Below are 26,368 nucleotides of genomic sequence, written 5' to 3'. Positions count from 1 at the left end.
GAGCCTCCTGGGCTTCTTTACTGATTACCCTTTGCTACTCAGTATTCATGCCAACTTATTAATCGTTATTTTTCAATACTTTAAAGAATATGTAGTCAGTTTGACCTCCTACGCCTTATAGTCATAAGGACTACAAGGAGTCATTATGACTGCGCAATCACTGCTCACTACCCTGCTCCCCCTGGTCGCCGACCTGTCTCGCGAGCTGCCCGAAGGCGAGCGTTACCGCCGCCTGTTGCAAGCCATGCGCGCACTGCTGCCCTGCGATGCCGCTGCGTTGCTGCGCCTGGATGGCGATTGGCTGGTGCCGCTGGCGGTCGACGGCTTGAGCGCCGACACCCTCGGTCGGCGCTTCAAGGTCAGCGAGCATCCGCGCTTCGCCGTGCTGCTGGGCAGCCCCGGTCCGACGCGGTTTGACAGTGACAGCGAGCTGCCCGACCCCTATGACGGCCTGGTCGATGGCCTGCACGGGCACCTGCAAGTGCATGACTGCATGGGCTGCCCGCTGTTTGTCGACGACCAGCCGTGGGGCCTGCTGACCCTGGATGCGCTCGACACCGAACGCTTCGAACGCGTGGAGCTGGACGCCCTGCAGGCCTTTGCCAGCCTCGCCGCCGCCACCGTCAACGTGGCCGAACGCATCGAACGCCTGGCCTTGCGCGCCGAAGACGCACACCAGCGCGCCGAGATCTATCGCCAGGCCAGCGGCCAGCAGCACAAGGAGATGATCGGCCAGAGCAAGACCCACAAGCGCCTGGTCGAAGAAATCAAGCTGGTCGGCGGCAGCGACCTGACCGTGCTGATCACCGGCGAAACCGGGGTGGGCAAGGAATTGGTGGCCCAGGCGATCCACGCCGCTTCATCGCGTGCAGACAAACCGCTGATCAGCCTCAACTGCGCGGCCCTGCCGGAAACCCTGGTCGAAAGCGAACTGTTCGGGCACGTGCGCGGGGCCTTTACCGGCGCGCTGAACGAGCGGCGCGGCAAGTTTGAACTGGCGAACGGCGGCACGTTGTTCCTCGATGAAGTCGGCGAGCTGTCGCTGACGGTACAAGCCAAGCTGCTGCGCGTGCTGCAAAGCGGGCAGTTGCAGCGCCTGGGCTCGGACAAGGAGCATCAGGTGGATGTGCGCCTGATCGCCGCCACCAACCGCGACCTGGCTGACGAAGTGCGCAACGGCCGCTACCGCGCCGATTTCTATCACCGCCTGAGTGTGTACCCGCTGCAAGTGTCGGCACTGCGCGAACGCGGACGCGATGTACTGTTGTTGGCCGGTTTTTTTCTCGAACAGAACCGTTCACGCATGGGCCTGGGCAGCCTGCGCCTGACCAGCGATGCCCACGCGGCGCTGCTGGCCTATAACTGGCCGGGCAATGTGCGCGAGCTGGAACATTTGATCGGACGCAGCGCACTCAAAGCCCTGGGTAACTGTCGCGAGCGCCCGAAGATTCTCAGCCTCAGCGCCCACGACCTCGATTTGCCTGACGTCAGTGCGCCGGTGATCGAAGCATCGGCACCGGTGCCTGCCGCCCTCACGAGCGACCTGCGCCAGGCGACCGAGCACTATCAGCGTGAACTGATCACTGCCTGCCTGGAACGCCACCAGCACAATTGGGCCAGCGCCGCCCGCGAACTCGGCCTCGACCGCGCCAACCTCGGCCGCCTGGCCAAGCGCCTCAACCTCAAATAACACCGCACTCCCACGGTAGGCGCTGGCTTGCCGGCGCCTACACCTGCGCTGGCTTCAGAACCGAACTCACAGGCTTGGGCTTACGAAACACCAACACATTCCCCAACATCACCAGCACCAACCCCGCCAGTGCCGGCGCCGTCCATTGGTAGCCCTCGGCAAACGCCGACACATTCAACGCCACCACGGGAAACAGCACCGTGCAATACGCCGCACGCTCCGGTCCCATGCGTCCCACGAGTGTCAGGTAGGCGGTAAAGCCAATCACCGACCCCGGAATCACCAGGTACCACAGCGCGCCGATGTACCGCGCGCTCCAGTCCATGTCGAAGGGAATCCCGCGCACCGCACAGTAGGTCGCCAGCATCGCCGCCCCGTACGCCATGCCCCAGGCATTGGTGGTCAGCGGCTTGAGCCCGGCTTTCTGCTGCAGGCTCGACAACATATTGCCGGCCGAGAAACACAGGGTCCCCAGCAACGCCAGGCCCAACCCCAGCAAGGTCTGCGGGCTGGCGGTGTGGCCCACCAGCTCCGGCCAGAACAACAGACCCAAGCCCAGCAAGCCGAGGCCGCCGCCCATCAATACATTGCGCGCCACCCGTTGACCGAAAAACACTCGGGCGTTCAGCGCGTTCCACAATGTCGCCGTGGAAAACACCACCGCCACCAGCCCGCTGGGGATCCACTGGCTGGCCGTGAGAAAGCACATGAAGTTGACGCAAAACAGGCACAGTCCCTGGGCCAGGCAGATCAGATGCCCGCGCCGGTTCATCACCTGCAACTTGCGGCTGAGCAGCAACAACGCAAACAACAACAGCGCGGCCAAACCGAAGCGGTAGACGATCGACACGGGAATCGCCACCACGCCCAGCTGCCACTTGAGGGCGATCCAGGTGGTGCCCCAGATCAGCACGGTGAGTAAATACAGGAAAAGGTTCATAGCGGGCTCCATCGGTTGAGCCACAGTGTCGCCTTCAACCGGTGTCGCACTCTTGCAGATTCTTGCGCTTTTGTCGGGCGGTGGGATCACAGCGCCAGCCTCCCGGAGTAGGATGCAAGGCATCCAAGAGTACTCACCATGCCTGACCTGGAATCCCTGCAAGTCTTTCAAGCCCTTAACCGCTCGCCCAACGCACGCCTGGAAGCCTGCGCCGAGCTCGGTGACGGCTTGTCCGCGGCCTTGTGGAGCAACCACCACGACGCCCAGGATTACCAGGCGCCCAGCCATCACACCTTGTCGTGCTACATCGGCGGCGGCACCGGTACATTCCGGCGCGACCAACCGGGCACCAAGGGCGGGCCCGACAAGCTCTGCATCCTGCCCGCCGAACACCAGTCCGCATGGGTGATCAACGGCGAAATCCGCCTGGCCCATGTGTATTTCAGCCCGGAGCAGTTTGCCTTGGGCTGCGTCACCCTGCTCGACCGCGAGCCGCGCACCTTGCAACTGCGCGAAAGCACCTTCCTGGAAGACGCCAGCCAGGCCCGGCGCTTTCACCAGTTGATCGCGCTCAACTGGCACGAGCCCGCCGAGCGCCTGCTGACCAGCAGCCTGGCGCATGAAATGCTCAGCCACACGCTGCTCAGCCAGGTCGGCGCGCGCGACGGATTGCGTTTGAAAGGCGGCTTGGCGGCGTACCAGCGGCGGCTGTTGGTGGAGTACATCGACCAGCACCTCGAAGACCCGATCAGCCTGGGACAACTGGCTGGAATGTGCGCGCTGTCCGAATACCACTTCGCGCGAATGTTCCGCCAGAGCTTCGGCCTGCCGCCGCATCAATACCTGCTGGCGCGGCGCCTGACCCGCGCACAGGCCTTGCTGCGCAGCGGCACCCTGCCCTTGGGCGAGATTGCCTTGATGTGCGGTTTTTCCAGCGCCAGCCACTTCACCCATCGCTTTCGCCAGGCCTTGGGCGCCACGCCGGGTGAATACCGCCTGGCGTTCTGCGCCTAAACCATCAAGCCCAACGTTTTCGCCTTCGCCACTGCCTGAGTGCGCCGCTCCACGCCGAGCTTGCTGTGGATACGCCGCGCGTGGGTCTTGACCGTGTGCAGCGAGATAAACAGCCGGTCGGCAATTTCCAGGTTGGAGTTGCCCAGGGCAATTAACTGCAGCACTTCCAGCTCCCGGAGGCTCAGCGGATTTTCCAGCGCGCCCGGCGTGGACGCCTGCGGCTCCATACCCAGTTCGCTGAGCAGCCCCGGCGAGCGCAGACGCAGCTCGCGAATCGCCTGCTGCACCTGGCAACGCGCGGCCAGTTCCAACCCGGTCTGCAGTGAGCGGCGCGCCAGGACCGGATCACCGACCTGCCACGCGACCTCGCCCAGCACCAGGTGCAGTTCGGTTTCCAGGCAAAGCATGCCGCGCTGGTGCGTAGTGTCCAGCAGGGCCGTCAGCCGCGCCACCGGCTGGTCGCAGCACCCCAGCTTCACCTCCGCCAGCACCAGCAGGTATTCAAGGCGCGGGATCAGTTCGAGGGTGGCCGGCGGCGCCTGTTTGGCCTGCGGCCCTCGGAAATGACGGAGTACGCGGCGCACCGCTTCCACGGTCAATTCGGCACGGCCCTGCTGCAACCAGAAATGCCCGCTGACCAACAACAGCACCGCGCGGTACACCGTGTCCGGCACCTGGCGCCGCTGCATCAGCCGCTCGGCCTCGCGCAGCTGGAAAAATGCCTGGGCGTAATCGCCGCGGTTGGCGGCCAACAGCGCCAGGCCGAGAAAACCGTAGAGCACGCGTTTGTCGTGGCTGTGCAGGCACATCGTCAGGCCGGTTTCAAAGCACTCGGCGGCCAGCGTGTCGTGCCCTTGGCGCAGCGCCAGGTGCCCGCGTCGCAGCGCGATACGCCCCACCAGAGGCCCAGCCGTGAGCCGCTGCTGGAGTAACATCGCCTGCACATTCTCCAGCAGGCTTTGCGCGCGATAGGGCGCGCCGCGCTGTTCGAGCAATTGCGCGTGATCCAGTTCGAGCAGCGCCTCCAGCAATAACGAACCGTGGACGCGTGCCAGGCACAAGGCTTCGCGGCTCAGCGCCTGGGCCACGTCCAACTCACCGCGCAGCAGCGCTTGCTGGGTCAGGCCCGACAGGCACATCAGCCGCGAGGTCCACGCGCTGTCGGGCAAGGCTTGCAGGGCTTCGAGAAAATGGACGCGCGAGCGTTCGGCATCGCCGCCCAAATGCAGCAGCCAGCCCCACTGCGCCTGCCAACGCGCGAGCAGATAGCGCTGCTGCGCCGCCGTCGGTTGCGGGGCGAAGCGGGCCAATTGGTCGATGCACTGCGCGGCCTGGTCGAAGCGCCCGGCGAACAGCAACGCCGCCGTGACCAGGCCCACCAGCTGCGCCGAGCCCAGCATCAATTCTTCGCCATGCTGTTCATGCAGGCGCAGCAACAACGCGGCGTTCTGCTGGCGGAACAGGTCCTCGAAGCTGAAGTGCTGCAACAGGCTGACGGCGACTTCATATTCTTCGGCCAGCAGCGCCTGTTCGAAGGCGGCCTGCCAGTCCTGCTCGGCGGTGAACCACTGGCAGGCGCGCCGATGCCAGGAGCGCTTCGCCGCCCAGGGTTCGGCGCGCAGCAGTTGCGCCAGCGGCGGGAAAACCTGCAACCAATCGGTGTCCTCCCACGGCTGGATGAAGGCACCGAGGGCCTGCAGATCCCGCAGGTACTGAACCCCATCGCCAAAGCCGAACAGGTGTTCGCACAGCCCCGCATTGAAGCGCGGCAAATGGGCCAGCACCCGCCAGGCTTCGGCGAGTTCCGGCGGCAGGGTGCTGAAGAGTTCGTGTTGCAGGTAGTCGAGCAAGGTCTTGTCGGGGTGGCCATCGCCGAGCAAGGCGATACGCACCCCGGCGCACCAACCGGCACTGAACTGCAGCACGCTGTCGACCGACTGCCCGGGCGCCTGGCAGAGCAGTTGCTGGATTTCCGCCGCACTGAACGCCAGCTCACCGCCACACTCCAGCAATTCATCGTCGAGCAGCAGGCGCGGCCAGTTGCACACTGGGCGACGTCGCGCGCCCAGCCACCAGGTCAGCGCCGGGCTGCTGGCCGTGAGCAGGCGGTCGAGCAAGGCGTCGGTGTCGGGTGTGGGCAGGCGGCAAAAATCATCGAGGAACAACCACGCAGGGGATTGCCAGCGGCTGAGGTCCAGCAGCAACGTGGCTTCATCGCTGAACGCCAGGCCGAGGTTTTGTGCCAGGCGCTGGCACAACTCGAATGGGCTGAGGGCCGCGCCATTGAGCGGCAGCCAATACACCTGGCACCCCGGTGGTGCCTGCAATGCGCACTCGCCGAGCAGCGCGCTCTTGCCGCTGCCGCCCGGCGCGCAAAGCAATCTGACCCGGGCCTGCGCCGCCAGCAAAGGCTCGGCCAGGCGGGGGCGCAGTAGATGGTGGGCGGACAGCCGAGGCATGAATCCAGGACGGTCCAGGCAGCGTGTCATGGCGGTCATAGCTGCATCCTGCGTTTTTATTGTTGTGCAACCTGGCGCCTACCCTAGTCCTGTGGCCGGCGGTTGTTGAAGAAGTATTCAGCAGGGTGATTGGCAAGCATAAAAAAGCGCCGAAAACCGCAGGAGCCGGCATGCCGGCGATTGCGGTAGACCAGCCACTCCATCGGCAGCTGACAGACCGCTATCGCCGGCAAGCCGGCTCCTGCAGGGGGAGGTGTCGGTCAGCGCACGCCTGAGGCGCGCAACGCCGCTGGCGTGTAATCCGCCGCCTTGGCATCGAAGCCGAACACGAAGCTGCTCTTCTCCTCGTTCTTCATGCCCAGGGCGATGTAGCGCCCGGCAATGATGTCGTAGAGGGTTTCCACGGTGTAGGCCGGGGTCTGGTGGTTGTAGTAGAACTGCGCATGGCCTTCGGCGACACGCCACAGCTGGCCGCGCCCGTCGTAGTGATCCACCAGCGCCACCTGCCAGCTGTCTTCATCGATGTACATGTGGCGCTTGGCATAGATGTGCCGCTCGCTCGGCTTGACGGTGCCGACCACTTCCCACACGCGGTGCAGCTCATAGCGGGTCAGGTCCTGGTTGATGTGCCCGGCCTTGATGATGTCGTCGTACTTGAGTGACGGCGAATCGAGCTTGTAGCTGTTGTAGGGGATGTACATCTCCTTCTTGCCCACCAGTTTCCAGTCGTAGCGGTCGGGCGCGCCGGAGAACATGTCGAAGTTGTCGGAGGTGCGCAAACCGTCGGCGGCAGTGCCCGGCCCGTCGTAGGCCACTTGCGGCGCGCGACGCACTCGGCGCTGGCCGGCGTTGTAGATCCAGGCCAGGCGCGGCTCCTTCACCTGGTCGAGGGTTTCATGCACCAGCAGCACGTTACCCGCCAGGCGCGCCGGCGCCGTGACCGACTGCTTGAAGAAGGTCAGCACGTTGGCGCCCTTGGCCGGGTCCATGTCCGGGATCAGTTGCGGCACCGCCACTTCTTCCTCGAAGCGGATCGGCGTGTAGCTGCCGTTGGTCTGCGGGGTGGCCTGGGTGATGATGCGGCGCAGGTTGCCGCCGTGGTAGCGGGTGATGTGGTTCCACAGCACTTCCACGCCATTCTTGGGAATCGGGAACGCGTAGTAGCGGTTGCCGGTAAAACCTTCCAGGCCGTTGCCGTCGTTGATCGCATGCACGTTCAACGCGCTGCGCTTGATCGACTCGTAGATCTCCGGCGGCAGGTTGACCGTGCGGTGGCTCGGGTACACCGGGATCTTGTAGGTGTCGGGGTAGCGCTTGAACATCGCGACCTGGCCGTCGGAGAGCTTGTCCTTGTACTTGTCGACGGTGGCGGCGGTGATCACGAACAGCGGTTTTTCACTGGCAAACGGGTCGGCGAGAAAGCCCTTGCTGTCCACCGCGCCGGCGTTTTTCGGGATGCCGCCGGTCCAGGCCGGGATCGAGCCATCGGCATTCCCGGCCTTTTCGGCACCGACCGGGGTCAGGGTGGTACCAAGCTTCGCCGCCTCTTCCGGCGACACCGCCGCCATCACGTTGGCGGCCAGCAGGCTGAGGGCCAACACGCCGCATTGCAGAATCATCTTGCGCATAAAAGCATCCTTTTCAAGCCGTGATCAGAAGTTCGCGCCGACGCTGAAGGCGAGGAAGTCGCGGTCGGTCAGGGTGTTGTAATGGCCGCCGAAAAAGTCGGTGTAGCTGAGGCTGGCGGTGTAGGTGTTGCGGTAGTCGGCATCGACGCCGATGCTCACCGCCTTGGCGCCTTCGTTGAACAGGCCATTGGGGCCGTAGCCCTTCACGTCATGGGACCAGGACAGGTTGGGCTTGAGGTTGACCCCGGCGAACACGTTGCTGTAGTCGAGGATCGCCCGGGCGCGGTAGCCCCACGAGGTCGCTGTCACAAACCCATCGGTATCGCCCTGGTAGCCGTAGACGCCATAGACCGAATCACGCCCGTAACGCAGTTTGCTCTTGGACTCCAGGCCCGCCACGTAGGTGACGCCCGCCTCGCCCACCAGGGTCAGGCGGTCGGCGCCCATGACCTGGTCGAAAAACTGCGTGAAGGTGGTCTGCGCCTGGGTGACTTGCTTGCGGCGATAACCTTTGTTGTCGGCGCCGGCCGAAGAGCTGATCACCGAGGTACCCGGCACGGCCGGGTTGACCAGCGCCAGGGTCAGGTCGGTGGTGTTCAACTGCACCGGGGCATTGGGCCGGTAGCTGATCTCGCCGCTCCAGGCCGTGCCGGTGGGCAGGGTGGTGGAGAAGCTGGCGCCGTACAGGCGAATGTCTTCCGGGTAATCGAGGTAGTACTGGCCGCGGCCGAGCATCAGCGCGGAAACCAGTGACGGACGCAGGGCTGCCGGCGTGCCGGGCAGCAAGGCGCCCAAGCCATTGAGCGTGGCCTGCCCGGCGCTGGTGGTGCCCACGGTGGGCGTACGGCTGTGGTAGTTCATGAAGTACAACGCGTACTCGGTGTCGTCCCCCAGCCAGCGCAACGCTGCACCAAACTGGCCGCCGTCGCGGGCTTCACGGTCCTTGCCGCGCTGCACCACGATCCCTTCCCGGGTGACTTCAAAACCCTGCCCGACCAGATTGGCCGCCGGCTGAAAGCCCGCCGCCGCCGCGCTGCCCACGGTGTAGTTATTGTTGCACCCGTGCGCGACCACATCGTTGCCAAAGAACGTGCCGCAGTTATCCACCACGGTGTTTTCCCAGTTCAACTGGTAGAACCCTTCCACCGTCAGCTGGTTGGTCAGGCTCTGCGAGGCGAAGAGCATGTTCACCGGGATCAGGCCTTCCTTGATCTCCGCGCCGGGGCGGCGGAAGGCGGAAACGTCGATCGGGTTGATGCTGTTGATGGAGTTACCGATAAAGGTGCTCTCGCCCCAGCTGACCACCTGCTTGCCCACCCGCACGTTGCCCGGCAGATCGGCGATGGAATAGTTGTGATAGACGAAGGCATCGAGCAATTCGTAGCCGGAAGAGCGCGCGCCCTCGTCGCGATGGTGATTGCTGATCTGCTTGAACTCGCGGTCTTCGTCCTGCAGTTCGAAGTCGTACCAGTACTTGCCACGCACGAACACGCCGCTGTCACCGTATTTGAGTTCGAGGTCGTGGATGCCCTTGAAGATTTTCGAGAAGGTCTCGCCCTTCTTGAAGTTCAGCCGCCCGTCATCCCCGGTCGACGCCTGGCCCGTACCGCCGTTGGCCACGCCTACCAGCTTCTTGTCGGCATCGCGCATGCCCCAGCTCGCGCCGACCGACAGCGAGGAATCGAATTGCCCTTCGATCTCGCCAATGTTGAACGAAACAGCCTGTGCCTGGGCACAGCACCCCAACGCAACCGCAGCGGCCAGCGCCTGTGGCCTGAAGATGGCGCGCATTGTTGTTCTTGTCATGCGTCTTCCCCGGTGAGTGACAGAAGGCCCCACCCTACTGCCGCCTGTCAGGAGCGATAAGCGCACCAAGGAGGGATTCGTGTTGTCGCTCGAAAGGATGACGAGGCGCTCTGGCCGGGGTCCTGGCCGGGCCATGATCGCGGTGGATGGCGGCTTATCAGGCGCATGGATGGCATGGGCACTGATTATTGCCGCTTCGGTAACAGTCCTTGTCATGAACCGGCATTACTCATTTTGTAACAAGCGACTATTCTTACCGGGCTTTCAGGGCAAACGGCCCGCTTCCTCGACAGGAAGAACAGCCAGCTTTAAATGGATTGATGCCTGTTTTCAATCCGTTACCCGTGTTCACTGACGTTGATTTGTCGCTCCTTGATCCAACGTCTGACTTCAGCCGCTGCGTTTGCAGCGGCTTTTTTTTGCCCGAAATAAAACGGGGCGCCATCAGCGCCCCGTGGGATTCAATCTTTTTCAGGCAACGATCAGAGGCTGTACTTCTGCAAATTGGCCATCATCTCCTTCAAGGCCTCGATATTGTCCTTGGGATGGGCCGCACCTTCGAAGTCGCAGATCTGCGCCCAATGCGCCGCCACATCGTCCGGCGAAAACCCGGCCTCTGGATCAAAGCCCACACCCAGGCTGCGCTCCCAGCGGGTTTTGCCGATCCAGCCGCCGCCCACTTCAAACAGCCCCGAGGTTTCCTGGCACGCCTCGCTGCCCAGGTACACCACCAGCGGGCTCACCAATTCAGGCTTGAGGCGCTCGAACACCTGCGGCGGGATCAAGCCTTCAGTCATGCGAGTGCCACCGGTGGGAGCGATGGCATTGACCAGGATATTGTTCTTGCGCCCTTCCAGGGCCAGGGTACGGGTGAGGCCATACAGCCCGAGCTTGGCCATGCCGTAGTTGGACTGGCCGAAGTTGCCGTAGATGCCCGAGGTGGACGCAGTGAAGATCACCCGGCCATAGCCTTGCTCACGCAGGTGCGGCCAGGCGGCGCGGGTGACTTTGTAGGCGCCTTCGACATGCACCCGGTAAACCAGGTCCCAGTCGCTGTCGTCCATTTTATGGAAGGTTTTGTCACGCAGGATGCCGGCGTTGTTGACCACCACATCAATGCGGCCAAAGGCGTCGAGGGCGTTCTGTACGATCTTGTCACCTTCGGTGACAGAGTCATGGTTGGCCTCGGCGATACCACCGGCGGCGCGGATTTCAGCGACCACGCGATCGGCAGCGGAGGCATTGGCGCCCTCGCCCTGGGTCGAACCGCCCAGGTCATTGACCAGCACCTTGGCCCCGTGCCGGGCGAACAGCAGCGCATGGGCGCGGCCCAATCCGCCGCCGGCGCCGGTGACGATCACGACCTTATCCTGGAACTGCACTGACTCACTCATACCGAACTCCAAAGGCGACAATGGGAATGGGTCGAGTGTCCGGCAAGGCGCGCCTGGTCACAACAAATACGGCCAGGGCTGAATGGTGCTCGATAAGGCAGCGGGATGATTGCGGGTTCTGGGCGATGACTGGCCTGGGACAATGCCGCTAGCGCAGGCAAGCCAGTTCCAACACCGGATGCCCGACCTGGTCCCGAAACGCCTGGTAATGCTTGAGCACCTGCACGGGCGCCTCGATCTGCGGGTAGTGGCCGATATTGGCCAGCAGCACGGTGTCGGCGTGGGGCACCAATTGATGGTAGCGCTCGACCATGTGCGCGCCGGAGATCGGGTCTACCTCGCCATCGATCACACGCAGCGGCACTTCGCCGCGCTGCATGGCATCCACCCAACGCTCACGCAGGCGTCGGCGCTGGGGGATGTAGGCAATCAGTTTGTGCAGGATGCGCGTGCCGTCGTTGCAGTTGATCAGGCTCCAGAAATCATCCAGGGCGCTTTCACTGGGGCGCGTGTCCGGGCCGAAGATCTGGCTGAAGCTGTCGGACAAGGCGTTGCGCCCGAAGGCGCGGCCGATCATCCAGCCCAGGGGGCTGAGCAAGAGTTTTTGCACCAGCGCCGGACGATGGGTTTCGGGGAACAGCCCACCGTTGAGGAACACGCAGCTGGCCATGTGAAACCGACCTTCATAGTGCCGTGCCAGGAGTTCCTGGGCCACGCTGTCCCCGTAGTCGTGGGCCAGCACGTGAACCGGCTGCTCCACCCGCAGGTGTTCGAGCAAAGCCTGTTGCACGTCAGCCTGTTCGAGCAGGCAATAGGTATGGTTCAAAGGCTTGGCTGAGTCGCCGAAGCCGAGCATGTCGCAGGCGATCACCAGGTTGCGCTGGGCCAGCGGTTGCCACAGGTAATGCCAGTCCCAACTGGCGGTGGGGAAGCCATGGATCAGCAGCAGCGGCTCGCCCTGCCCCGCCACCCAGTAACGGATGGTGCGGCCACGAAAGACGAATTCCTGCCCGCGCTTGCGCCAGGCTCTCAGCGGGATCTCGGCGAGTGGCATCAGCTTTTATATCCAGGGTCTTGAGCATCCAACTTACGCAGCAGCGCCGGCCACGCCAGCGCGCCCCCCATACCTTGTGCACTCTTGGTGACAGCAGCCACCATCGCCTTGGCACCGGCGAGAATCTGCGGCCCGATAGGGATCAACTCGGCGCCACCGTTTTGCGCCAGCACCTGGATATCGCAGGCGCGCTGGAAGGTGAACATCATCAGGAAAGTGTCGGCGATGGTACTGCCGCAGGTCAGCAGGCCGTGGTTGTGCAGCATCAGGAAATTGTTGTCGCCAAGGTCGGCCTGCAGGCGGGCCTTCTCTTCGTGGTTCAGCGCCACGCCTTCGTAAGCGTGATAGGCCAGGCTCGACAGCACGAAGATCGATTGCTGGCTGATTGGCAGCACGCCCTGTTTCTGCGCGGCCACCGCTACACCGGCGGCGGTATGGGTATGCAGCACGCAGGTGACATCGTGGCGAACTTCATGGATGGCACTGTGGATCGTGTAGCCCGCTGGGTTGATCTCGTAGGGGCTCTCCATCAGCTTGTTGCCGGCCTGGTCGACCTTGACCAGGCTCGACGCCGTGATCTCGTGGAACATCAGCCCGTACGGGTTGATCAGGAAATCATCGGTGCCCGGCACCTTGGCCGAGATATGGGTGAAGATCAGGTCATCCCAGCCATGCAGCGCCACCAGGCGATAGCAGGCGGCCAGGTCGACACGCGCTTGCCATTCGGCAGCACTGACCTGGTCTTTGACATTCTGTGGCGATAGAACGGGGGCTAGGCTCACGGCAATGACCTCCTTGGCGCGCTTTCTTATTGTTTTTTTGGGTGAAGGGCCAGTCTAGTCAGACCTCATGGCAGGCGTAGTTGCCTTCGCAGCCAGCTTGATGACCGAGCGAGTCACTACGCAGAATAGTTGAAAGTAGCCCGTGTCGCGTCAGAGAAGTGCCGCCAACAAAGGCACGGCGAACAGGTTGAGCAAGCCCGTCAACACCATCACCAGGCCCGCCACCGAGCCTTCTTCACCGCCCACTTCATGGGCGCGGCTCACGCCGGCGCCGTGGGCGCCCACGCCAAACAACGCACCACGCGCCAGCGGCGTGCGCAGCGGCAGCCACTTGAGCAGCACGCCGCCGAGCATTGCGCCGAAGACACCGGTGAACATCACAAACACGGCGGTAAGCTCCGGTACGCCGCCCAGGTCGGACGACACCGGCATGGCGAACGGCGTCGTGATCGAGCGCGGCACCAGCGACATCGTCACCGAGCTGTCCAGCGCCAGCGCCTTGGCCAACCCGAACGAGGTGCCGATGGAGGCCGCGCTGCCTGCCACCATGCCCAGCAGCAACGCCGACCAGTGCCGCGCCAGCAAGCGCCGCTGTTGCCAGATCGGCACGGCGAACGCCACGGTCACCGGGCCCAGCACCAGCATCAGCCAGTGGGTGTCGGTGGCGTATTCGGCGTAGGCGGTCTTCATGGGCACGGCCACCGCCAGCAACAGCACCGGGACCAGGATCAGCGGCGACAACAGGTAGCGACCGGTACGCCGATAGATCCAGCGGCTGAACACATACGCGCCCAGGGTCAGCGCGAGCCAGAACACCGGCATCAGCTCAAGCTTCATGGCGCAGCCTCCAACGGCACACGGCTTCCACCGTAAAGGCCGTCACCAGCATCACCGCCAGCGTGCTGAAGCCGATCACCAGCAGGATGCGCCAGCCGTCGTTGCGCAGCAGGCCGCCGTAATCGAGCAGGCTCATCAGCGCCGGAATGAAGAACAGCAGCATTTCCGCCATCAACACCCCGGCGCCCAGTTGCAGGGCTGCCGGCTTGACCAGGCCACTGGCGAAGGTCGCCAGCAACAGCCCGAGCCCCACCACGCCACCGGGGATCGGCCAGGCCAGCCACACCGCCAGTTGAGTGCCGAGCAGGTAGATAGCCAACAACACAACCAGTTCGGTCAACAAACGGCCAAGGTGTTTGAAGGTGAAACGTTTCATGGGCTTTGGATCCTCGCAGTACGCCCATTTTAGAGAGCCGCCTTCCATCCCCACAGCGAATTGTTAGACTGCCAGCTATTCCACCCTGGAATAGCGAGCGGGATGCACACCCATGGAATTCAAACAGCTGCGCAGCTTTGTCGAAGTGATCCACCGTGGCGGGTTTACCCAGGCCGGGAAAACCCTGCACATCAGTCAGTCCGCCGTCAGCAAGCAAGTGGCGCAGCTGGAGCAAAGCCTCGGTACGCCGCTGCTCGACCGCATCGGCTCGCAGGTGCGCCTGACCGCCGCCGGCCAGGTGGTGCTGCAACGCGCCGAGGCCATGCTGCGCCTGCACACCGAACTGCTGAGCGAGCTGGACGATATGCACCAGCTCACCCGCGGCGAGTTGCGCCTGGGCCTGCCGCTGCTGGCGGGAGATACGTTGTTTGCCGGGCTGTTTGCCGAGTATCGGCGGCGCTACCCGAACGTCACCATCCAGTTGCTGGAAGGCGGCAGCCGCAATATCGAGCAGGCGATTCTCAGCGGTGAACTGGAAGTCGGCGGCAGCTTGAAGCCCAGCGACCCGGCTTTCGCCTGGCAAGCCTTCTGCGATGAGCCGCTGGATGCACTGCTGCCGATTGATCACCCGCTGGCGGACAACGCCCAGGTACGCCTGGAGGAATTGGCCGACACGCCGTTCCTGATGTACCAACGCAGCTTCGTCCTCAACGACCGGCTGATGCAGGCATGTCACCAGTTGGGCTTTACCCCGAAGGAAATCGGGCGCAGCGGCCAGGCCGACTTTCTTGCGGCGCTGGTCGCGGCAGGCCAGGGTGTGGTGCTGTTGCCCAGCGTGGTCGCCCGTGGGCTGGTGCGACCGGGCGTCGTGCGCCTGACACTGAAGGCGCCCGACTTCCTGCGCTGGGATATTGCCTTTATCTGGCGTGACGGCGCCTATCTGTCGAGAGCCGCACAAGCCTGGCTGGCGCTGCTGCGTGAGTTTCCGGTCAAGCGCGCAGTGCTGTGACCAGCTCGGCCAGCCACGGCTCGGCGTCGGCTTCGGGGGTCACGCTTTCACTGGCATCCAGGCGCAGCATCGGCAGCACTTCGCGCACGCCCAGCTCAGCGAACAGCTCGCGCATTTGCTCACCGCCGCCACAGAAGGTGTCGCCGTAGCTGGCGTCGCCCAGGCCGATCACCGCACCGGGCAGCCCGCGCCAAGCAGCAGGCAATTGGTCGCGAATGGTCGAATACAACGGTTGCAGGTTGTCCGGCAACTCACCCATGCCGGTGGTCGAGGTCACCGCCAGGAACGCCTCGGGGGCAAACGCCTGCACGTCCGCCAGGCTCGCGCGTGGATTGTGCCAGGCGTCAAAACCGGCCGCGTTGAGGATGCCTGCGGCGTGGCGGGCGACTTCTTCAGCCGTGCCGTACACCGAGCCGGAAAGGATGGCGACTTTCATCAATCTGATCCTGTAGTTGAGCGAAAGCGTGGGATATTAGCAGCTGTGGCAAATATTTCGGTGCACACCGTGCAACATTCGGCGCCTGTCATAAACTGCCAGCACCCCCACACGCCATGGACCGCTCAATGATCAACGCCCACCTGATGCAAATGGTGATCAACGCTTCCAACGACGGCATCGTCGTCGCCGAACGCGAAGGCAAGGACAAGCCGCTGATCTACGTCAATCCGGCATTTGAACGGATGACCGGCTACACCCTCGATGAAATCCTCTACCAGGATTGCCGCTTCCTGCAATCGGGCGACCGTGACCAGCCGGCACTGATGGCCATCCGCGAGGCCTTGGAGAGCGGCGGTTCGTGCCGTGAAACCCTGCGCAATTACCGCAAGGATGGCAGCCACTTCTGGAACGAGCTGTCGTTGTCCACAGTGCGCAACCAGGCGGACAAGCAGACCTATTTTGTCGGCGTTCAAAAGGACGTCACCGTGCAGGTCAAGGCGCAGCAGCGGGTTTCCCAGTTGGAAGCCGAGCTGGCCCAGGTCAAGGCCGAGCTGGCGGCGCTCAAAGCGACGAGCGGATCGAACAAAACTTAGAAAAACCGGCCATTAAGAGGATAATGGCGTTTTAATACCTCCCCGTGAGCACGCCTCATGCACCGCGACACACTTCTGACGCAGGACGAGCTGGACTTTATTCAGATGATGCAACACAACCCGCAGCTCAACCTGCGGGACGCGTCGTCGAGCCTGACCGTCAACGGCGGCGCGCAGATTCGCGACTTGCTCACGCGCCTGGCCGCCCATGATCAACTGACCATTCAAGCGCAGTTCGACAACCAGCAACTCACCTTCCCCCTGCACCTGGTGGAAGACGAGTTTCATGCGCTGCATCTGCGCCTGGGCGTGCCGACGATTTTCGAGGACGGGCCGATGATCCGGCCTTGGCGCCTGGCCCTGGAAACTCCGGTGGCGCTGGAGAACATCAGGGGCAACCTGAGCGCCTTGTGGGTGCATGAAGTGTCATTCAAAGGCGTGCTGGTGGAGATCCGCGGGCGGATCAAGCCGCCGAAAACCTTTTCCCTGTGGTTCAGCCCTTCGGGTTATGAGCGAATCGCACTGCGCGGCACGCTGGAGCGCGAAACCGCGCGTGGCCTGTTTGCCTACCGCCTGGATCAGAGCGACGTGAGTGAAACCGAGCGCCTGCGCCAGTTCATCCTGCACCAGCATCGCTTGATCCACCCCGAAGTCCACGCCTGAGATCAGGTGTCCAGGCTGCCACGCAGAAATTGCTGCAGGCGGTGCTGCATCGAGCGCCCTTCATTGCCCAGGCAGCCGATGGAAGAGCCCGCCAGGCTGGCTTCGGCCAGGTCCGAGGCGTCACCGGCAAGCAGCAGCGGGCAATCGAGGGTCAGCGCCAGGCGCTGCAGCCGCAGCGGCAAATCGGCGCCGGGCGCGCGATTGGAAAACAGCACCAACGCCTGCGGCCGGGTCTTCTCGCAAACCAGGGTCAACTCGTCGAACGGCTGGCCAACGGCAAACACCTTTACCGCCAGGTCATCGGAGCCGATCAATGCCCCGGCCACCAACAGCTCCAGCTCCCGACATTCACCGACAATCGCCGACAGCAGGATCCGCGGCGTTGCCGAGGCGCTGGCCAGATGCAGGCGTTGCGCGACACGGGCGCGCAGGAAGGCGTCGAAGAACAGCCACTCACTGGCTTGGCCGAAGTGCCCCTGATGCCGCAGCAATTGCTGCCACAGCGGCATGATGATGCTCTGGAACACCACCGCGACCGGGTAGGCTGCGAAAATCTGGCCGTACAGGCGGTCGAGCTGGCGGTCGTCAAAGGCGCTGATGGCCAGGCGCAGCTGCACCTGCCATTGGCTCCATTCGCGTTCGGTATCGACGCGCGAAGGCGTGGCGTGTTCGCTGCACAGGGTGTCACGGGCGAGGATCTTGCCTACTTTGCTCACGGCGACGCCGCGCTCGATCCAGTCGAGAATGCGGTGCACGGTGTCGATATCGGTGCTTGAGTACAGCCGATGCCCGCTTTCAGTGCGGGTTGGCTGGATAAGACCGTAGCGACGTTCCCAGGCACGCAGGGTGACCGGGTTGACGCCGGTCAGCCGGGCGACTTCGCGAATCGGAAAAAGATCAGCGGGATCGATGACGCTGGCGTGCGCCATTTCGGCGTGAGGAGCAGTAATTTCGGGCATCAGCGTTGAAAAACATCCGTGTCGATGTGGACCTCATTTAACGCTGATTCAAGCCTCTGATTCAAGCTGTGCCGCGAGCCGACCAAAGTATCTGGCGTATTTCGCGGAAACAGGAATAATCCTTGCCTGTTTTTACGTAGCCGCCCTACCCGGGCGCTACGTTTGTGCGCCGCCTACCCGGCCCAGCGCACCTGATTACTTGGAGATACACAATGTCTACCTCACCCGTCACCCTGATGGTTGCGCGCCGCGTGGCCAAAGGTCGCTATGAAGAATTGATGGCCTGGCTGCGCGAAGGCGAGCAATTGGCGACCGACTTCCCCGGTTACCTGGGTTCCGGCGTGCTCGCACCGCCGCCCAATGACGACGAATTCCAGATTATTTTCCGCTTCGCCGACGAGAAAACCCTGCATGCCTGGGAGTTTTCGGCCTCGCGCAGTGCCTGGCTGAGCCGTGGCAGCGAACTGTTTGCCGACCCGTCCGAACATCGCGTCAGCGGTATCGATGGCTGGTTCGGTGCGGTCGGCGCACGACCGCCGCGCTGGAAACAGGCGGTGGCGATCTGGCTGGCGTTTTTCCCGGTGTCGCTGCTGTTCAACTTCGTGCTCGGGCCGTTGCTCAGCGAACTGGAGCTGGCGCCGCGCGTACTGGTGAGCACTATGGCGCTGACGCCACTGATGGTTTACTGGTTCATCCCGTTGTCCACGCATCTGCTGGCCAACTGGCTGCATCCTGCGCCCACTCCGCGCAAGGCGACTGAAGCCGCCGCGTGAGTACAGGGGCGGCCGGTCGCTGGTATAGTTTCACTCTGCCAGCGACTCGAGCCTCCCATGACATCCACCCCCGCCCCGATCCTGATCACCGGCGCCGGCCAGCGTGTCGGCCTGCATTGTGCCCAGCGCCTGCTGGACGAAGGCCATGCGGTGATTTTCAGCTACCGCAGCGAACGTCCCGGCGTGCAGGCCCTGCGCGAACGCGGTGCGATCGGCGTGTTTGCCGACTTCTCCAGCGAAGCGGGGATCCTGGCGTTCATCGATGAATTGAACACGCATACCCAGCGCCTGCGTGCGATCGTGCATAACGCCTCGGCCTGGGTCGCGGAAACACCCGGCGACGAAAGCCGCGCCTTTACCGACATGTTCAGCGTGCACATGCTTGCGCCGTACCTGATCAACCTGCATTGTTCACCTTTGCTGCAACGCTCTTCGCCCGCCGACATCGTGCACATCAGCGACGATGTGGTGCGCAAGGGCAGCCGCCAGCACATCGCCTATTGCGCCACCAAGGCCGGGCTCGACAGCCTTACGCTGTCGTTTGCCGCGCAGTTCGCGCCGCTGATCAAGGTCAACGGCATCGCCCCGGCGATGGTGATGTTCAACGAGCACGACGACGCGGCCTACCGCGCCAAGGTCCTGGCCAAGTCGGCACTGGGCATCGAGCCCGGGCCCGAAGTGATTTACCAGAGCCTGCGTTACCTGCTGGACAACCCTTATGTCACCGGTACCACCCTGACCGTCAACGGCGGGCGGCATATCAAGTAAGCCGTTTGTGAGGATGTTGTATGACCTTATCCCTGCCCCACCACTACCGCGAGATCCTCAAGGGCCTGGGCGAAGACCCGGAACGCGAAGGCTTGCTCGACACTCCCAAGCGTGCCGCCAAAGCCATGCAGTACCTGTGTCATGGCTACGAGCAGAACCTGCAAGAAATCGTCAACGGCGCCCTGTTCGCCTCCGACAACGACGAGATGGTGATCCTCAAGGACATCGAGTTGTACTCGCTGTGCGAGCATCACTTGCTGCCCTTTATCGGCAAGGCCCACGTGGCCTACATTCCGACCGGCAAGGTGCTCGGCCTGTCGAAGCTGGCGCGCATCGTCGACATGTTCGCCCGGCGCCTGCAGATCCAGGAAAACCTCACGCGGCAGATCGCCGACGCCATCCAGGACGTGACCCAGGCCGCCGGCGTGGCCGTGGTCATCGAGGCCAAGCACATGTGCATGATGATGCGCGGTGTGGAAAAACAGAATTCAACCATGAACACCTCGGTGATGCTCGGCGCGTTCCGCGAGTCGAACACCACGCGCATGGAGTTCCTGCAACTGATTGGACGGAGCAAGTAGCAATGCCACAACTTCAACCAGGCATGGCGCGCATCCGGGTCAAGGACCTGTGCCTGCGCACTTTCATCGGTATCAACGAGGACGAAATCCTCAACAAGCAGGACGTGCTGATCAACCTCACCATCCTGTATGCCGCCCAGGAAGCCGTGCGCGACAACGACATCGACCATGCCCTGAATTACCGCACCATCACCAAGGCGATCATCGCCCACGTCGAAGGCAATCGTTTTGCCCTGCTGGAGCGCCTGACCCAGGAGCTGCTGGACCTGGTGATGAGCAACGAATCGGTGTTGTACGCCGAAGTCGAAGTCGACAAGCCGCATGCGCTGCGTTTTGCCGAGTCGGTTTCGATAACGCTCGCGGCGAGCCGCCCAGCCTCGAGCGATAAGCTTCAAGCCACACGTTAAAGCCAACCTCATTCCCACTTGCAGCTTGAAGCTTACCCGCTTGAAGCTGTCTCGAAGAGACCGTCATGAACGACCAACAACGCCTCGAACTCGAAGCCGCCGCCTTCCGCCGGCTGGTGGCGCACCTGGACAGCCGCAAGGATGTGCAGAACATCGACCTGATGAACCTCTCCGGTTTCTGCCGCAACTGCTTGTCCAAGTGGTACAAGGCCGAGGCCGATGAGCGCCACATCGAGCTGAGCCTCGATGACGCGCGTGAAGTGGTGTACGGCATGCCGTACGCCGAGTGGAAAGCCCAATACCAGAAAGAAGCCAGCGCCGACCAACAGGCGGCGTTCGCCAAAGGAAAAACCCATGACTGACCTGAACACCCTGCGCGCCAGCCTCAACAGTGGCGAACACGTCTTCGCCGATACCCTGGCATTTGTGGCCGCTGGCTACGACTACCAACCGCAGACCTTCACCAACGGCCCGGTGGAAAACGCCGCCGGCCAGAACGAAGGCTCGTGCAAGACCCTGGGCCTGGCACTGCTGGAAGGCTTGAGCGATCAGGAAGCGCTGTTGGCGTTTGGCGAGCATTACCGCTCGGTACTGGCCACGCCAGAGGGCAGTGACCACGGCAACATTCGTGCACTGATTGAGCATGGATTGGCCGGTGTGAAGTTCACTCAGCAGCCATTGACGCGCCGCTGATTCAATTTGCCAACCCGATTTAATCTGGGAGCGGGCTTGCCTGCGATGACGTCGGTGACTGACACACCGCTATCGCAGGCAAGCCAGCTCCCACAGTGATTGGATTACCACGTTGAGATAGCGCTGGATCGTCAAATCCCGCGCATAAAAAAACCGGCCTCGCAGCCGGTTTTTTCATTTCAACGGGTTCAGAACGAAGCGTTCTGCAGGCCGTCGAGGTAACGCTCGGCGTCCAGGGCGGCCATGCAACCGGCGCCAGCCGAGGTGATGGCCTGGCGGTACACGTGGTCAGCCACGTCACCGGCGGCGAAGATGCCTTCGATGTTGGTCGCCGTGGCGTTGCCTTCACGGCCGCCCTGCACGACCAGGTAACCGTCCTTGGCCTCCAGCACGCCTTCGAACAGCGAGGTGTTCGGGGTGTGGCCGATGGCGATGAACACGCCGTCGACTTTCAGCTCGTCGAAGCTGCCGTCGTTGTTTTTCAGGCGGGCACCGGTCACGCCCATGTTGTCGCCGAGGACTTCGTCCAGGGTGGCGTTGAGCTTGAGGATGATCTTGCCTTCAGCGACACGGGCGTGCAGCTTGTCGATCAGGATCTTCTCGGCGCGGAAGGTCTCGCGACGGTGAACCAGGGTCACGGTGCTGGCGATGTTGGCCAGGTACAGCGCCTCTTCGACGGCGGTGTTGCCACCACCGACCACGGCGACCGGCTTGTTGCGGTAGAAGAAACCGTCGCAGGTCGCGCAGGCGGAAACGCCCTTGCCCATGAACGCTTCTTCCGACGGCAGGCCCAGGTAGCGGGCGCTCGCGCCAGTGGCGATGATCAGCGCGTCACAGGTGTACACGCCGCTGTCGCCGGTCAGGCTGTAAGGCTTTTTCGAGAAATCGACCTGGTTGATGTGATCGAAGACGATCTCGGTCTCAAAACGCTCGGCGTGCTCTTTCATCCGCTCCATCAGCACCGGGCCGGTCAGGCCGTGGACATCGCCCGGCCAGTTGTCGACTTCGGTGGTGGTGGTCAACTGACCGCCCGCCTGCATGCCGGTGATCAGCAGCGGCTTGAGGTTGGCGCGGGCAGCGTAGACGGCAGCGCTGTAACCGGCAGGGCCGGAACCGAGAATAATCACTCGCGAATGACGGGTATCAGACATGACTCACTCCTGTCGACCGCCCGGACAACAAGGCGGCTGGAATAAAAAAGGGACCACGAAGCACTTGGGGAAGGCTTGAACTCGCAGGCCCTGAAAAATAATGGGTGCAGCGTATCGAGGGGGGCAAGATTAAGGAAATACGCAATAACAATCCAGCTCATAGCGGGTCTCTATGCAGTCAGATCGATTAATCGACGCCTTTGTTACCGTTGATGTCGTCACACCGGCCACGCTTTCGCCGTCGATGCAAAGCCGGTAAGGTCGGCGCGTTCGTCATCCTGCTCGGAGTTCTCCATGCCCGCCCCCGCTCTTTCCGGCCCGCAATACCTGCGTGAAGGCCTCAAACTGGTCCTGAGCCCCGGCCTGCGCCTGTTTGTGCTGCTGCCCCTGGCGATCAACCTGGTGCTGTTCGTCGGCCTGATCTATTTTGCCGGCCATCAGTTCAGCCTGTGGGTCGACACGCTGATGCCGACGCTGCCCGGCTGGCTGAGCTTCCTCAGCTACATCCTGTGGCCGCTGTTCGTGGTGCTGGTGGTGCTGATGGTGTTCTTCACCTTCACCATGCTCGCCAATATCATCGCCGCGCCGTTCAACGGCTTTCTGGCCGAGAAGGTCGAGGTGGTGGTGCGCGGTACCGATGACTTCCCCCCGTTCAGTTGGGGCGAGCTGGTGGCGATGGTCCCACGTACCCTGGCCCGGGAAATGCGCAAGTTGGGCTATTTCCTGCCACGGGCCATCGGCCTGTTTATCCTGTCGTTCATTCCGGTGGTCAACCTGATCGCGGCGCCGCTGTGGCTGCTGTTCGGCGTGTGGATGATGGCTATCCAGTACATCGACTACCCGGCCGACAACCACAAGCTGGGCTGGAACGAAATGCTCGCCTGGCTGCGCCAGAAACGCTGGCAGAGCATGAGCTTCGGCGGCATCGTCTACCTGGTGCTGCTGGTGCCGGTGGTCAACCTGCTGATGATGCCGGCAGCAGTGGCCGGCGCCACGTTGTTCTGGGTGCGTGAGCAAGGCGCCGAGGCAATGGCGGCGCAGCAGATCGCCAAGTCATAAATCCATCATCTGGATGACACAATGACGACATGGCCCACGGCGACACTGTGGGTCATGACGACAGCCTCGCTCCACATCACCCTGATCACCGAAACCTTCCCGCCAGAGATCAACGGGGTGGCCAATACCCTTGGCCGCCTGTGCGACGGTTTGCGCGCGCGCGGCCATCAGGTCGAACTGGTGCGCCCGCGCCAGGGCGCGGACCAGAGCCGTCCCAGCGACGATGGCCTGCTGCTGTGCCGCGGCTGGCCGTTGCCGGGGTATCCAGGGCTGCAATGGGGCCAGTCGTCGATGCACAAATTGCTGCGCCGCTGGACGCGCCAGCGCCCGGACGTGCTGTACATCGCCACCGAAGGCCCACTGGGACTCTCGGCATTGCGTGCCGCGCGGCGCCTGGGGATCAGCGTGGTCAGCGGCTTTCACACCAATTTCCAGCAGTACTCGAACCAGTACGGCTTGAGCCTGCTGAGCCGCATGGTCACTCACTACCTGCGCTGGTTTCACAACCGTTCGACCCTGACCCTGGTCCCCAGCGCCAGCCAGCGCCTGGAACTGGAGCGCCGGCATTTCGAGCGGCTGGGGATGTTGTCGCGCGGCGTCGACAGCCAGCTGTTCCATCCGGCCAGGCGCGACAGTGCCCTGCGCGAAAGCTGGGGCCTGGAAAACGACGATATCGCAGTGCTGCACGTCGGGCGCCTGGCCCAGGAGAAAAACCTCGGCCTGCTCAAGCGCTGCTTTGATGCAGTGCAGGCGACCTACCCGTGGCGCCGCCTGAAGCTGGTCATCGTCGGTGACGGTCCGCAACGCGCGCTGCTCGAACGGGAGCTCCCTGACGCCGTGTTCTGCGGCACGCAGCGTGGCGAAGAGCTGGCCCGGCATTACGCCTCAGGGGATCTGTTCCTGTTCCCCAGCCTGACCGAAACCTTCGGCAACGTGGTGCTGGAAGCCATGGCCTCCGGGCTCGGCGTGGTCGCCTACGACCAGGCGGCCGCCACCCAGCATATCCGCCATGGCTACAACGGCGTGCTGGCGATGCCTGGGGATGAGGATGCATTTTGCGATGCCGCGATCTGGCTGCTGGAAGAACGCGAGACCTTGCGCAGGGCCCGACTGAATGCGCGCCAACATGCGAGCCGCCAGGGCTGGCCGGCGATTATCGAGCAGTTTGAAGGACAACTGCGCAGCGCCTGTGGCGAGGACGTGTCGATAGCGGCGACTTCACGCCTGATCTGACGCAGAACCTGGTCGCCGTGACATCGTCCTAGCCCGCCACAACGCCTTGCCTGCCTCCTCCCGTCCAAAAAGACCACGCGGGCCTGGAACCCTATCCCACCTGCATCCCACATAAAGAGGTCTTGGAACCGAGAGATGGTTTCGAGCCCCCCTATCAAATCAATAACACATGGAGATACCAATGGGCGTAGGCGCAATTGGCAATACACAGGCTGCAGCCTGGAACTATCCTCAAAACGATCAAGCTGCACCCTCTGGCGAGCCAGCCCAACAGTCAGCATCGTCCAGCATTGAGTACGGATCGCAAGGACAAGGCTCTCAGGGCATCAATTATGAGGACATCAGCCAGCAGCAAAATCAGAACTTCCAGCACGCTACAAAAGATTGGCCGGACGATTTAGACGCCGTGAGTTGAAACACGACCGGCGGGTCTATCCGCCGGTCACCCTTGCCCCTGATGGCTTACACCAGCGTCGTTAGCGCCTCACGACTGAACGGCAGGATGTCGCCTTCACGACCTTCGCGCACTTTCAGCGCCCAATCCGGATCGACCAGTAACGCACGGCCAACGGCCACCAGGTCGAACTCGTCGTTGTTCAGGCGTTCCAGCAGCTTTTCCAGGCTCGCCGGTTGCGCGACCTTGTCGGTATTGACCATGAACTGCAGGAACTCGCCATCCAGGCCGACGCTGCCGACGGTGATGGTTGGCTTGCCGGTCAGCTTGCGCGTCCAGCCGGCCAGGTTGAGGTCGGAACCTTCGAACTCCGGCTCCCAGAAACGGCGGGTAGAGCAGTGGAAAATATCCACGCCGGCGTCAGACAAAGGCTTGAGGAACGCCCCCAATGCTTCGGGGGTTTGCACCAGGCGCGCGGTGTAGTCCTGCTGCTTCCACTGCGAGAAACGGAAGATGATCGGGAAGTCCGGGCCCACGGCGGCGCGAGTGGCCTGGATCAGCTCGATGGCAAAGCGCGAACGGTTGGCCAGGCTGCCACCGTATTCGTCGGTGCGCTGGTTGCTGCCTTCCCAGAAGAACTGGTCGACCAGGTAACCGTGGGCGCCGTGGATTTCCACGCCGTCCATGCCGATGCCCTGGGCATCCTTGGCGGCCTGGGCGAAGGCGGCAATGACATCCTGGATGTCCTGGGTGGTCATGCCGTGCACGACCGCGTTGCCGTCCTTGAGTTTTTCCATCGGGCCGTACGCCGGCACGCTGGCGTCAGGCTCGGTGCCGATGCGACGTACGCTGCCCACGTGCCACAGCTGCGGGACGATCTTGCCGCCCTCGGCGTGCACGGCGTCGACCACTTTCTTCCAGCCGGCGAGTGCCGCTTCTCCATAGAAATGCGGGACATTGGGATAGCCATTGGAAGCCTTGTGGCCGACCACAGTGCCCTCGGTGATGATCAGGCCGACGCCGGCCGCGGCACGGCGACGGTAGTACTCGATCACTTTGGAATTGGGCACGCCACCCGGGGAAAACGAGCGGGTCATCGGCGCCATGACCACGCGGGTCGACAACTGCAGTGCGCCGAGCTGGAACGGTTTGAACAAGGCTTGGACAGGCATGGGGGCACTCCACGAAAGACGGGGTTTATGATGTGGATAATATGAGCAGTGCACCGCGTTGGGTAGCACTATTGATGGGGGTGATTAAGGGGTAAAAGCAGGGGAGCGTGGTAGCTGTTGGGCTGGGGTGAGCCCGATTATTGCGCAGGCACCTTGTGGCGAGCGGGCTTGCCCCGCGTTGGGCTGCGCAGCAGCCCCAATCAGGTCACCGTAGTTTTTCAGAGATTCCGAGGCGAAGGGTTTTGGGGCTGCTTCGCAGCCCAACGCGGGACAAGCCCGCTCGCCACATGAAGCATGCTAGCCACAACAAGCCTGCTCAGCCCATCAAGCCCGCTAGCCACAACAAGCCGGCTCACCACAAAATTGATGGGGGTGATTAAGGGGTAAAGCAGGGGAGCGTAGTAGCTGTTGGGCTGGGATGAACCCGCTTATTGCGCAGGCACCTTGTGGCGAGCGGGCTTGCCCCGCGTTGGGCTGCGCAGCAGCCCCAATCA

General features: G+C 62.9%; 27 protein-coding genes. 14 read left to right on the top strand and 13 right to left on the bottom strand.

Annotated features, from left to right (window positions below; genetic code table 11):
- Positions 1 to 145: 145 nt before the first annotated feature.
- Positions 146 to 1,690, top strand: coding sequence for a nitric oxide reductase transcriptional regulator NorR (norR, locus tag BBG20_RS25895; protein ID WP_065908527.1), 1,545 nt, complete (start codon positions 146 to 148; stop codon positions 1,688 to 1,690).
- Between the two features lie 37 nt (positions 1,691 to 1,727).
- Here the strand turns inward: norR and BBG20_RS25890 are convergent, their stop codons facing one another.
- Positions 1,728 to 2,630 carry a DMT family transporter gene (locus BBG20_RS25890; RefSeq protein ID WP_065908525.1) on the bottom strand — a complete coding sequence of 301 codons (903 nt, stop codon included), beginning with the start codon at positions 2,628 to 2,630 and terminating at the stop codon, positions 1,728 to 1,730.
- Between the two features lie 138 nt (positions 2,631 to 2,768).
- On the opposite strand from BBG20_RS25890, the gene BBG20_RS25885 reads away from it, so the two are divergent.
- Entirely contained in the window at positions 2,769 to 3,644 is an 876-nt protein-coding gene (locus tag BBG20_RS25885; protein ID WP_065908523.1) for an AraC family transcriptional regulator, read from the top strand.
- Here BBG20_RS25885 and BBG20_RS25880 read toward each other — a convergent pair.
- The 8 genes from BBG20_RS25880 to BBG20_RS25845 form a co-directional block, all read right to left on the bottom strand.
- Complete coding sequence (locus BBG20_RS25880; RefSeq protein WP_065908520.1) at positions 3,641 to 6,142, bottom strand: LuxR C-terminal-related transcriptional regulator; 2,502 nt, start codon at positions 6,140 to 6,142, stop codon at positions 3,641 to 3,643. The genes BBG20_RS25885 and BBG20_RS25880 overlap by 4 nt on opposite strands.
- A gap of 221 nt (positions 6,143 to 6,363) precedes the next feature.
- Positions 6,364 to 7,731 carry a DUF1329 domain-containing protein gene (locus tag BBG20_RS25875; RefSeq protein WP_065908516.1) on the bottom strand — a complete coding sequence of 456 codons (1,368 nt, stop codon included), beginning with the start codon at positions 7,729 to 7,731 and terminating at the stop codon, positions 6,364 to 6,366.
- 24 nt (positions 7,732 to 7,755) lie between these two features.
- Positions 7,756 to 9,522: a DUF1302 domain-containing protein gene (locus tag BBG20_RS25870; RefSeq protein ID WP_065908514.1), complete on the bottom strand. Its 1,767-nt coding sequence runs from the start codon at positions 9,520 to 9,522 to the stop codon at positions 7,756 to 7,758.
- Positions 9,523 to 10,019: 497 nt separating this feature from the next.
- Positions 10,020 to 10,931, bottom strand: a complete 912-nt coding sequence (locus BBG20_RS25865; RefSeq protein ID WP_065908512.1) for an SDR family oxidoreductase — start codon at positions 10,929 to 10,931, stop codon at positions 10,020 to 10,022.
- Positions 10,932 to 11,079: 148 nt separating this feature from the next.
- Entirely contained in the window at positions 11,080 to 11,985 is a 906-nt protein-coding gene (locus BBG20_RS25860) for an alpha/beta fold hydrolase (RefSeq protein ID WP_065908510.1), read from the bottom strand.
- A complete protein-coding gene (locus BBG20_RS25855) occupies positions 11,985 to 12,767 on the bottom strand; it encodes a class II aldolase/adducin family protein (RefSeq protein ID WP_065908508.1) in 783 nt (260 codons plus the stop codon). The genes BBG20_RS25860 and BBG20_RS25855 overlap by 1 nt, the downstream gene beginning before the upstream one ends.
- Positions 12,768 to 12,917: 150 nt before the next feature.
- Positions 12,918 to 13,604, bottom strand: a complete 687-nt coding sequence (locus tag BBG20_RS25850; protein WP_065908506.1) for an LrgB family protein — start codon at positions 13,602 to 13,604, stop codon at positions 12,918 to 12,920.
- Positions 13,594 to 13,980 carry a CidA/LrgA family protein gene (locus BBG20_RS25845; RefSeq protein WP_065908504.1) on the bottom strand — a complete coding sequence of 129 codons (387 nt, stop codon included), beginning with the start codon at positions 13,978 to 13,980 and terminating at the stop codon, positions 13,594 to 13,596. The genes BBG20_RS25850 and BBG20_RS25845 overlap by 11 nt, the downstream gene beginning before the upstream one ends.
- Before the next feature lie 112 nt (positions 13,981 to 14,092).
- Here BBG20_RS25845 and BBG20_RS25840 point away from each other — a divergent pair, with 112 nt between their 5' ends.
- Positions 14,093 to 14,989 carry a LysR substrate-binding domain-containing protein gene (locus BBG20_RS25840; protein WP_065908502.1) on the top strand — a complete coding sequence of 299 codons (897 nt, stop codon included), beginning with the start codon at positions 14,093 to 14,095 and terminating at the stop codon, positions 14,987 to 14,989.
- Here the strand turns inward: BBG20_RS25840 and BBG20_RS25835 are convergent.
- A complete protein-coding gene (locus BBG20_RS25835) occupies positions 14,970 to 15,425 on the bottom strand; it encodes a flavodoxin (protein ID WP_065908500.1) in 456 nt (151 codons plus the stop codon). The two genes, BBG20_RS25840 and BBG20_RS25835, sit on opposite strands and share 20 nt — an antisense overlap.
- Before the next feature lie 128 nt (positions 15,426 to 15,553).
- Here BBG20_RS25835 and BBG20_RS25830 point away from each other — a divergent pair, with 128 nt between their 5' ends.
- Both BBG20_RS25830 and BBG20_RS25825 read left to right on the top strand, forming a co-directional pair.
- The gene (locus tag BBG20_RS25830) at positions 15,554 to 16,021 is read left to right on the top strand and encodes a PAS domain-containing protein (protein ID WP_065908498.1); all 468 of its coding nucleotides are present in this window, start codon (positions 15,554 to 15,556) and stop codon (positions 16,019 to 16,021) included.
- A gap of 57 nt (positions 16,022 to 16,078) precedes the next feature.
- Positions 16,079 to 16,684, top strand: coding sequence for a hypothetical protein (locus BBG20_RS25825; protein ID WP_065908496.1), 606 nt, complete (start codon positions 16,079 to 16,081; stop codon positions 16,682 to 16,684).
- A gap of 2 nt (positions 16,685 to 16,686) precedes the next feature.
- Here the strand turns inward: BBG20_RS25825 and BBG20_RS25820 are convergent, their stop codons facing one another.
- Positions 16,687 to 17,643 (bottom strand): MerR family transcriptional regulator, encoded by a 957-nt coding sequence (locus BBG20_RS25820; protein ID WP_065908494.1) that lies wholly within the window; start codon positions 17,641 to 17,643, stop codon positions 16,687 to 16,689.
- A 212-nt stretch (positions 17,644 to 17,855) separates the two neighbouring features.
- Here BBG20_RS25820 and BBG20_RS25815 point away from each other — a divergent pair, with 212 nt between their 5' ends.
- The 6 genes from BBG20_RS25815 (at position 17,856) to BBG20_RS25790 (ending at position 20,865) form a co-directional block, all read left to right on the top strand.
- Complete coding sequence (locus BBG20_RS25815) at positions 17,856 to 18,416, top strand: antibiotic biosynthesis monooxygenase (RefSeq protein WP_065908493.1); 561 nt, start codon at positions 17,856 to 17,858, stop codon at positions 18,414 to 18,416.
- A gap of 57 nt (positions 18,417 to 18,473) precedes the next feature.
- The gene (folM, locus tag BBG20_RS25810) at positions 18,474 to 19,184 is read left to right on the top strand and encodes a dihydromonapterin reductase (protein WP_065908491.1); all 711 of its coding nucleotides are present in this window, start codon (positions 18,474 to 18,476) and stop codon (positions 19,182 to 19,184) included.
- 20 nt (positions 19,185 to 19,204) lie between these two features.
- A complete protein-coding gene (folE, locus tag BBG20_RS25805) occupies positions 19,205 to 19,765 on the top strand; it encodes a GTP cyclohydrolase I FolE (protein WP_065908489.1) in 561 nt (186 codons plus the stop codon).
- A 2-nt stretch (positions 19,766 to 19,767) separates the two neighbouring features.
- On the top strand, positions 19,768 to 20,172 hold the full coding sequence (folX, locus tag BBG20_RS25800; protein ID WP_065908486.1) for a dihydroneopterin triphosphate 2'-epimerase: 405 nt from the start codon (positions 19,768 to 19,770) through the stop codon (positions 20,170 to 20,172).
- A 65-nt stretch (positions 20,173 to 20,237) separates the two neighbouring features.
- Complete coding sequence (locus BBG20_RS25795; RefSeq protein WP_065908484.1) at positions 20,238 to 20,534, top strand: DUF1244 domain-containing protein; 297 nt, start codon at positions 20,238 to 20,240, stop codon at positions 20,532 to 20,534.
- Positions 20,527 to 20,865, top strand: coding sequence for a HopJ type III effector protein (locus tag BBG20_RS25790; RefSeq protein ID WP_065908482.1), 339 nt, complete (start codon positions 20,527 to 20,529; stop codon positions 20,863 to 20,865). Before BBG20_RS25795 ends, BBG20_RS25790 begins: the two co-directional genes overlap by 8 nt.
- Before the next feature lie 188 nt (positions 20,866 to 21,053).
- Here BBG20_RS25790 and trxB read toward each other — a convergent pair whose 3' ends face one another.
- A complete protein-coding gene (gene trxB, locus BBG20_RS25785) occupies positions 21,054 to 22,016 on the bottom strand; it encodes a thioredoxin-disulfide reductase (RefSeq protein ID WP_016976180.1) in 963 nt (320 codons plus the stop codon).
- Positions 22,017 to 22,310: 294 nt separating this feature from the next.
- On the opposite strand from trxB, the gene cysZ reads away from it, so the two are divergent.
- From cysZ to BBG20_RS25770, 3 genes are all read left to right on the top strand, one after another.
- Entirely contained in the window at positions 22,311 to 23,075 is a 765-nt protein-coding gene (gene cysZ / locus BBG20_RS25780) for a sulfate transporter CysZ (RefSeq protein ID WP_065908480.1), read from the top strand.
- Positions 23,076 to 23,129: 54 nt separating this feature from the next.
- Positions 23,130 to 24,308: a glycosyltransferase family 4 protein gene (locus tag BBG20_RS25775; RefSeq protein ID WP_065908478.1), complete on the top strand. Its 1,179-nt coding sequence runs from the start codon at positions 23,130 to 23,132 to the stop codon at positions 24,306 to 24,308.
- 181 nt (positions 24,309 to 24,489) lie between these two features.
- Positions 24,490 to 24,723: a hypothetical protein gene (locus BBG20_RS25770; protein WP_065908477.1), complete on the top strand. Its 234-nt coding sequence runs from the start codon at positions 24,490 to 24,492 to the stop codon at positions 24,721 to 24,723.
- A gap of 47 nt (positions 24,724 to 24,770) precedes the next feature.
- On the opposite strand, the gene BBG20_RS25765 is transcribed toward BBG20_RS25770, so the two are convergent.
- Positions 24,771 to 25,874, bottom strand: coding sequence for an NADH:flavin oxidoreductase (locus tag BBG20_RS25765; protein ID WP_065908476.1), 1,104 nt, complete (start codon positions 25,872 to 25,874; stop codon positions 24,771 to 24,773).
- Positions 25,875 to 26,368 lie beyond the last annotated feature (494 nt).

It is taken from the genome of Pseudomonas aylmerensis (assembly GCF_001702265.1).
GTDB classification, from domain to species: Bacteria; Pseudomonadota; Gammaproteobacteria; order Pseudomonadales; family Pseudomonadaceae; genus Aquipseudomonas; species Aquipseudomonas aylmerensis.
The sequence above is the reverse complement of the archived record's forward strand: the minus strand, read 5'-3'. Positions and strand labels throughout refer to the sequence as shown.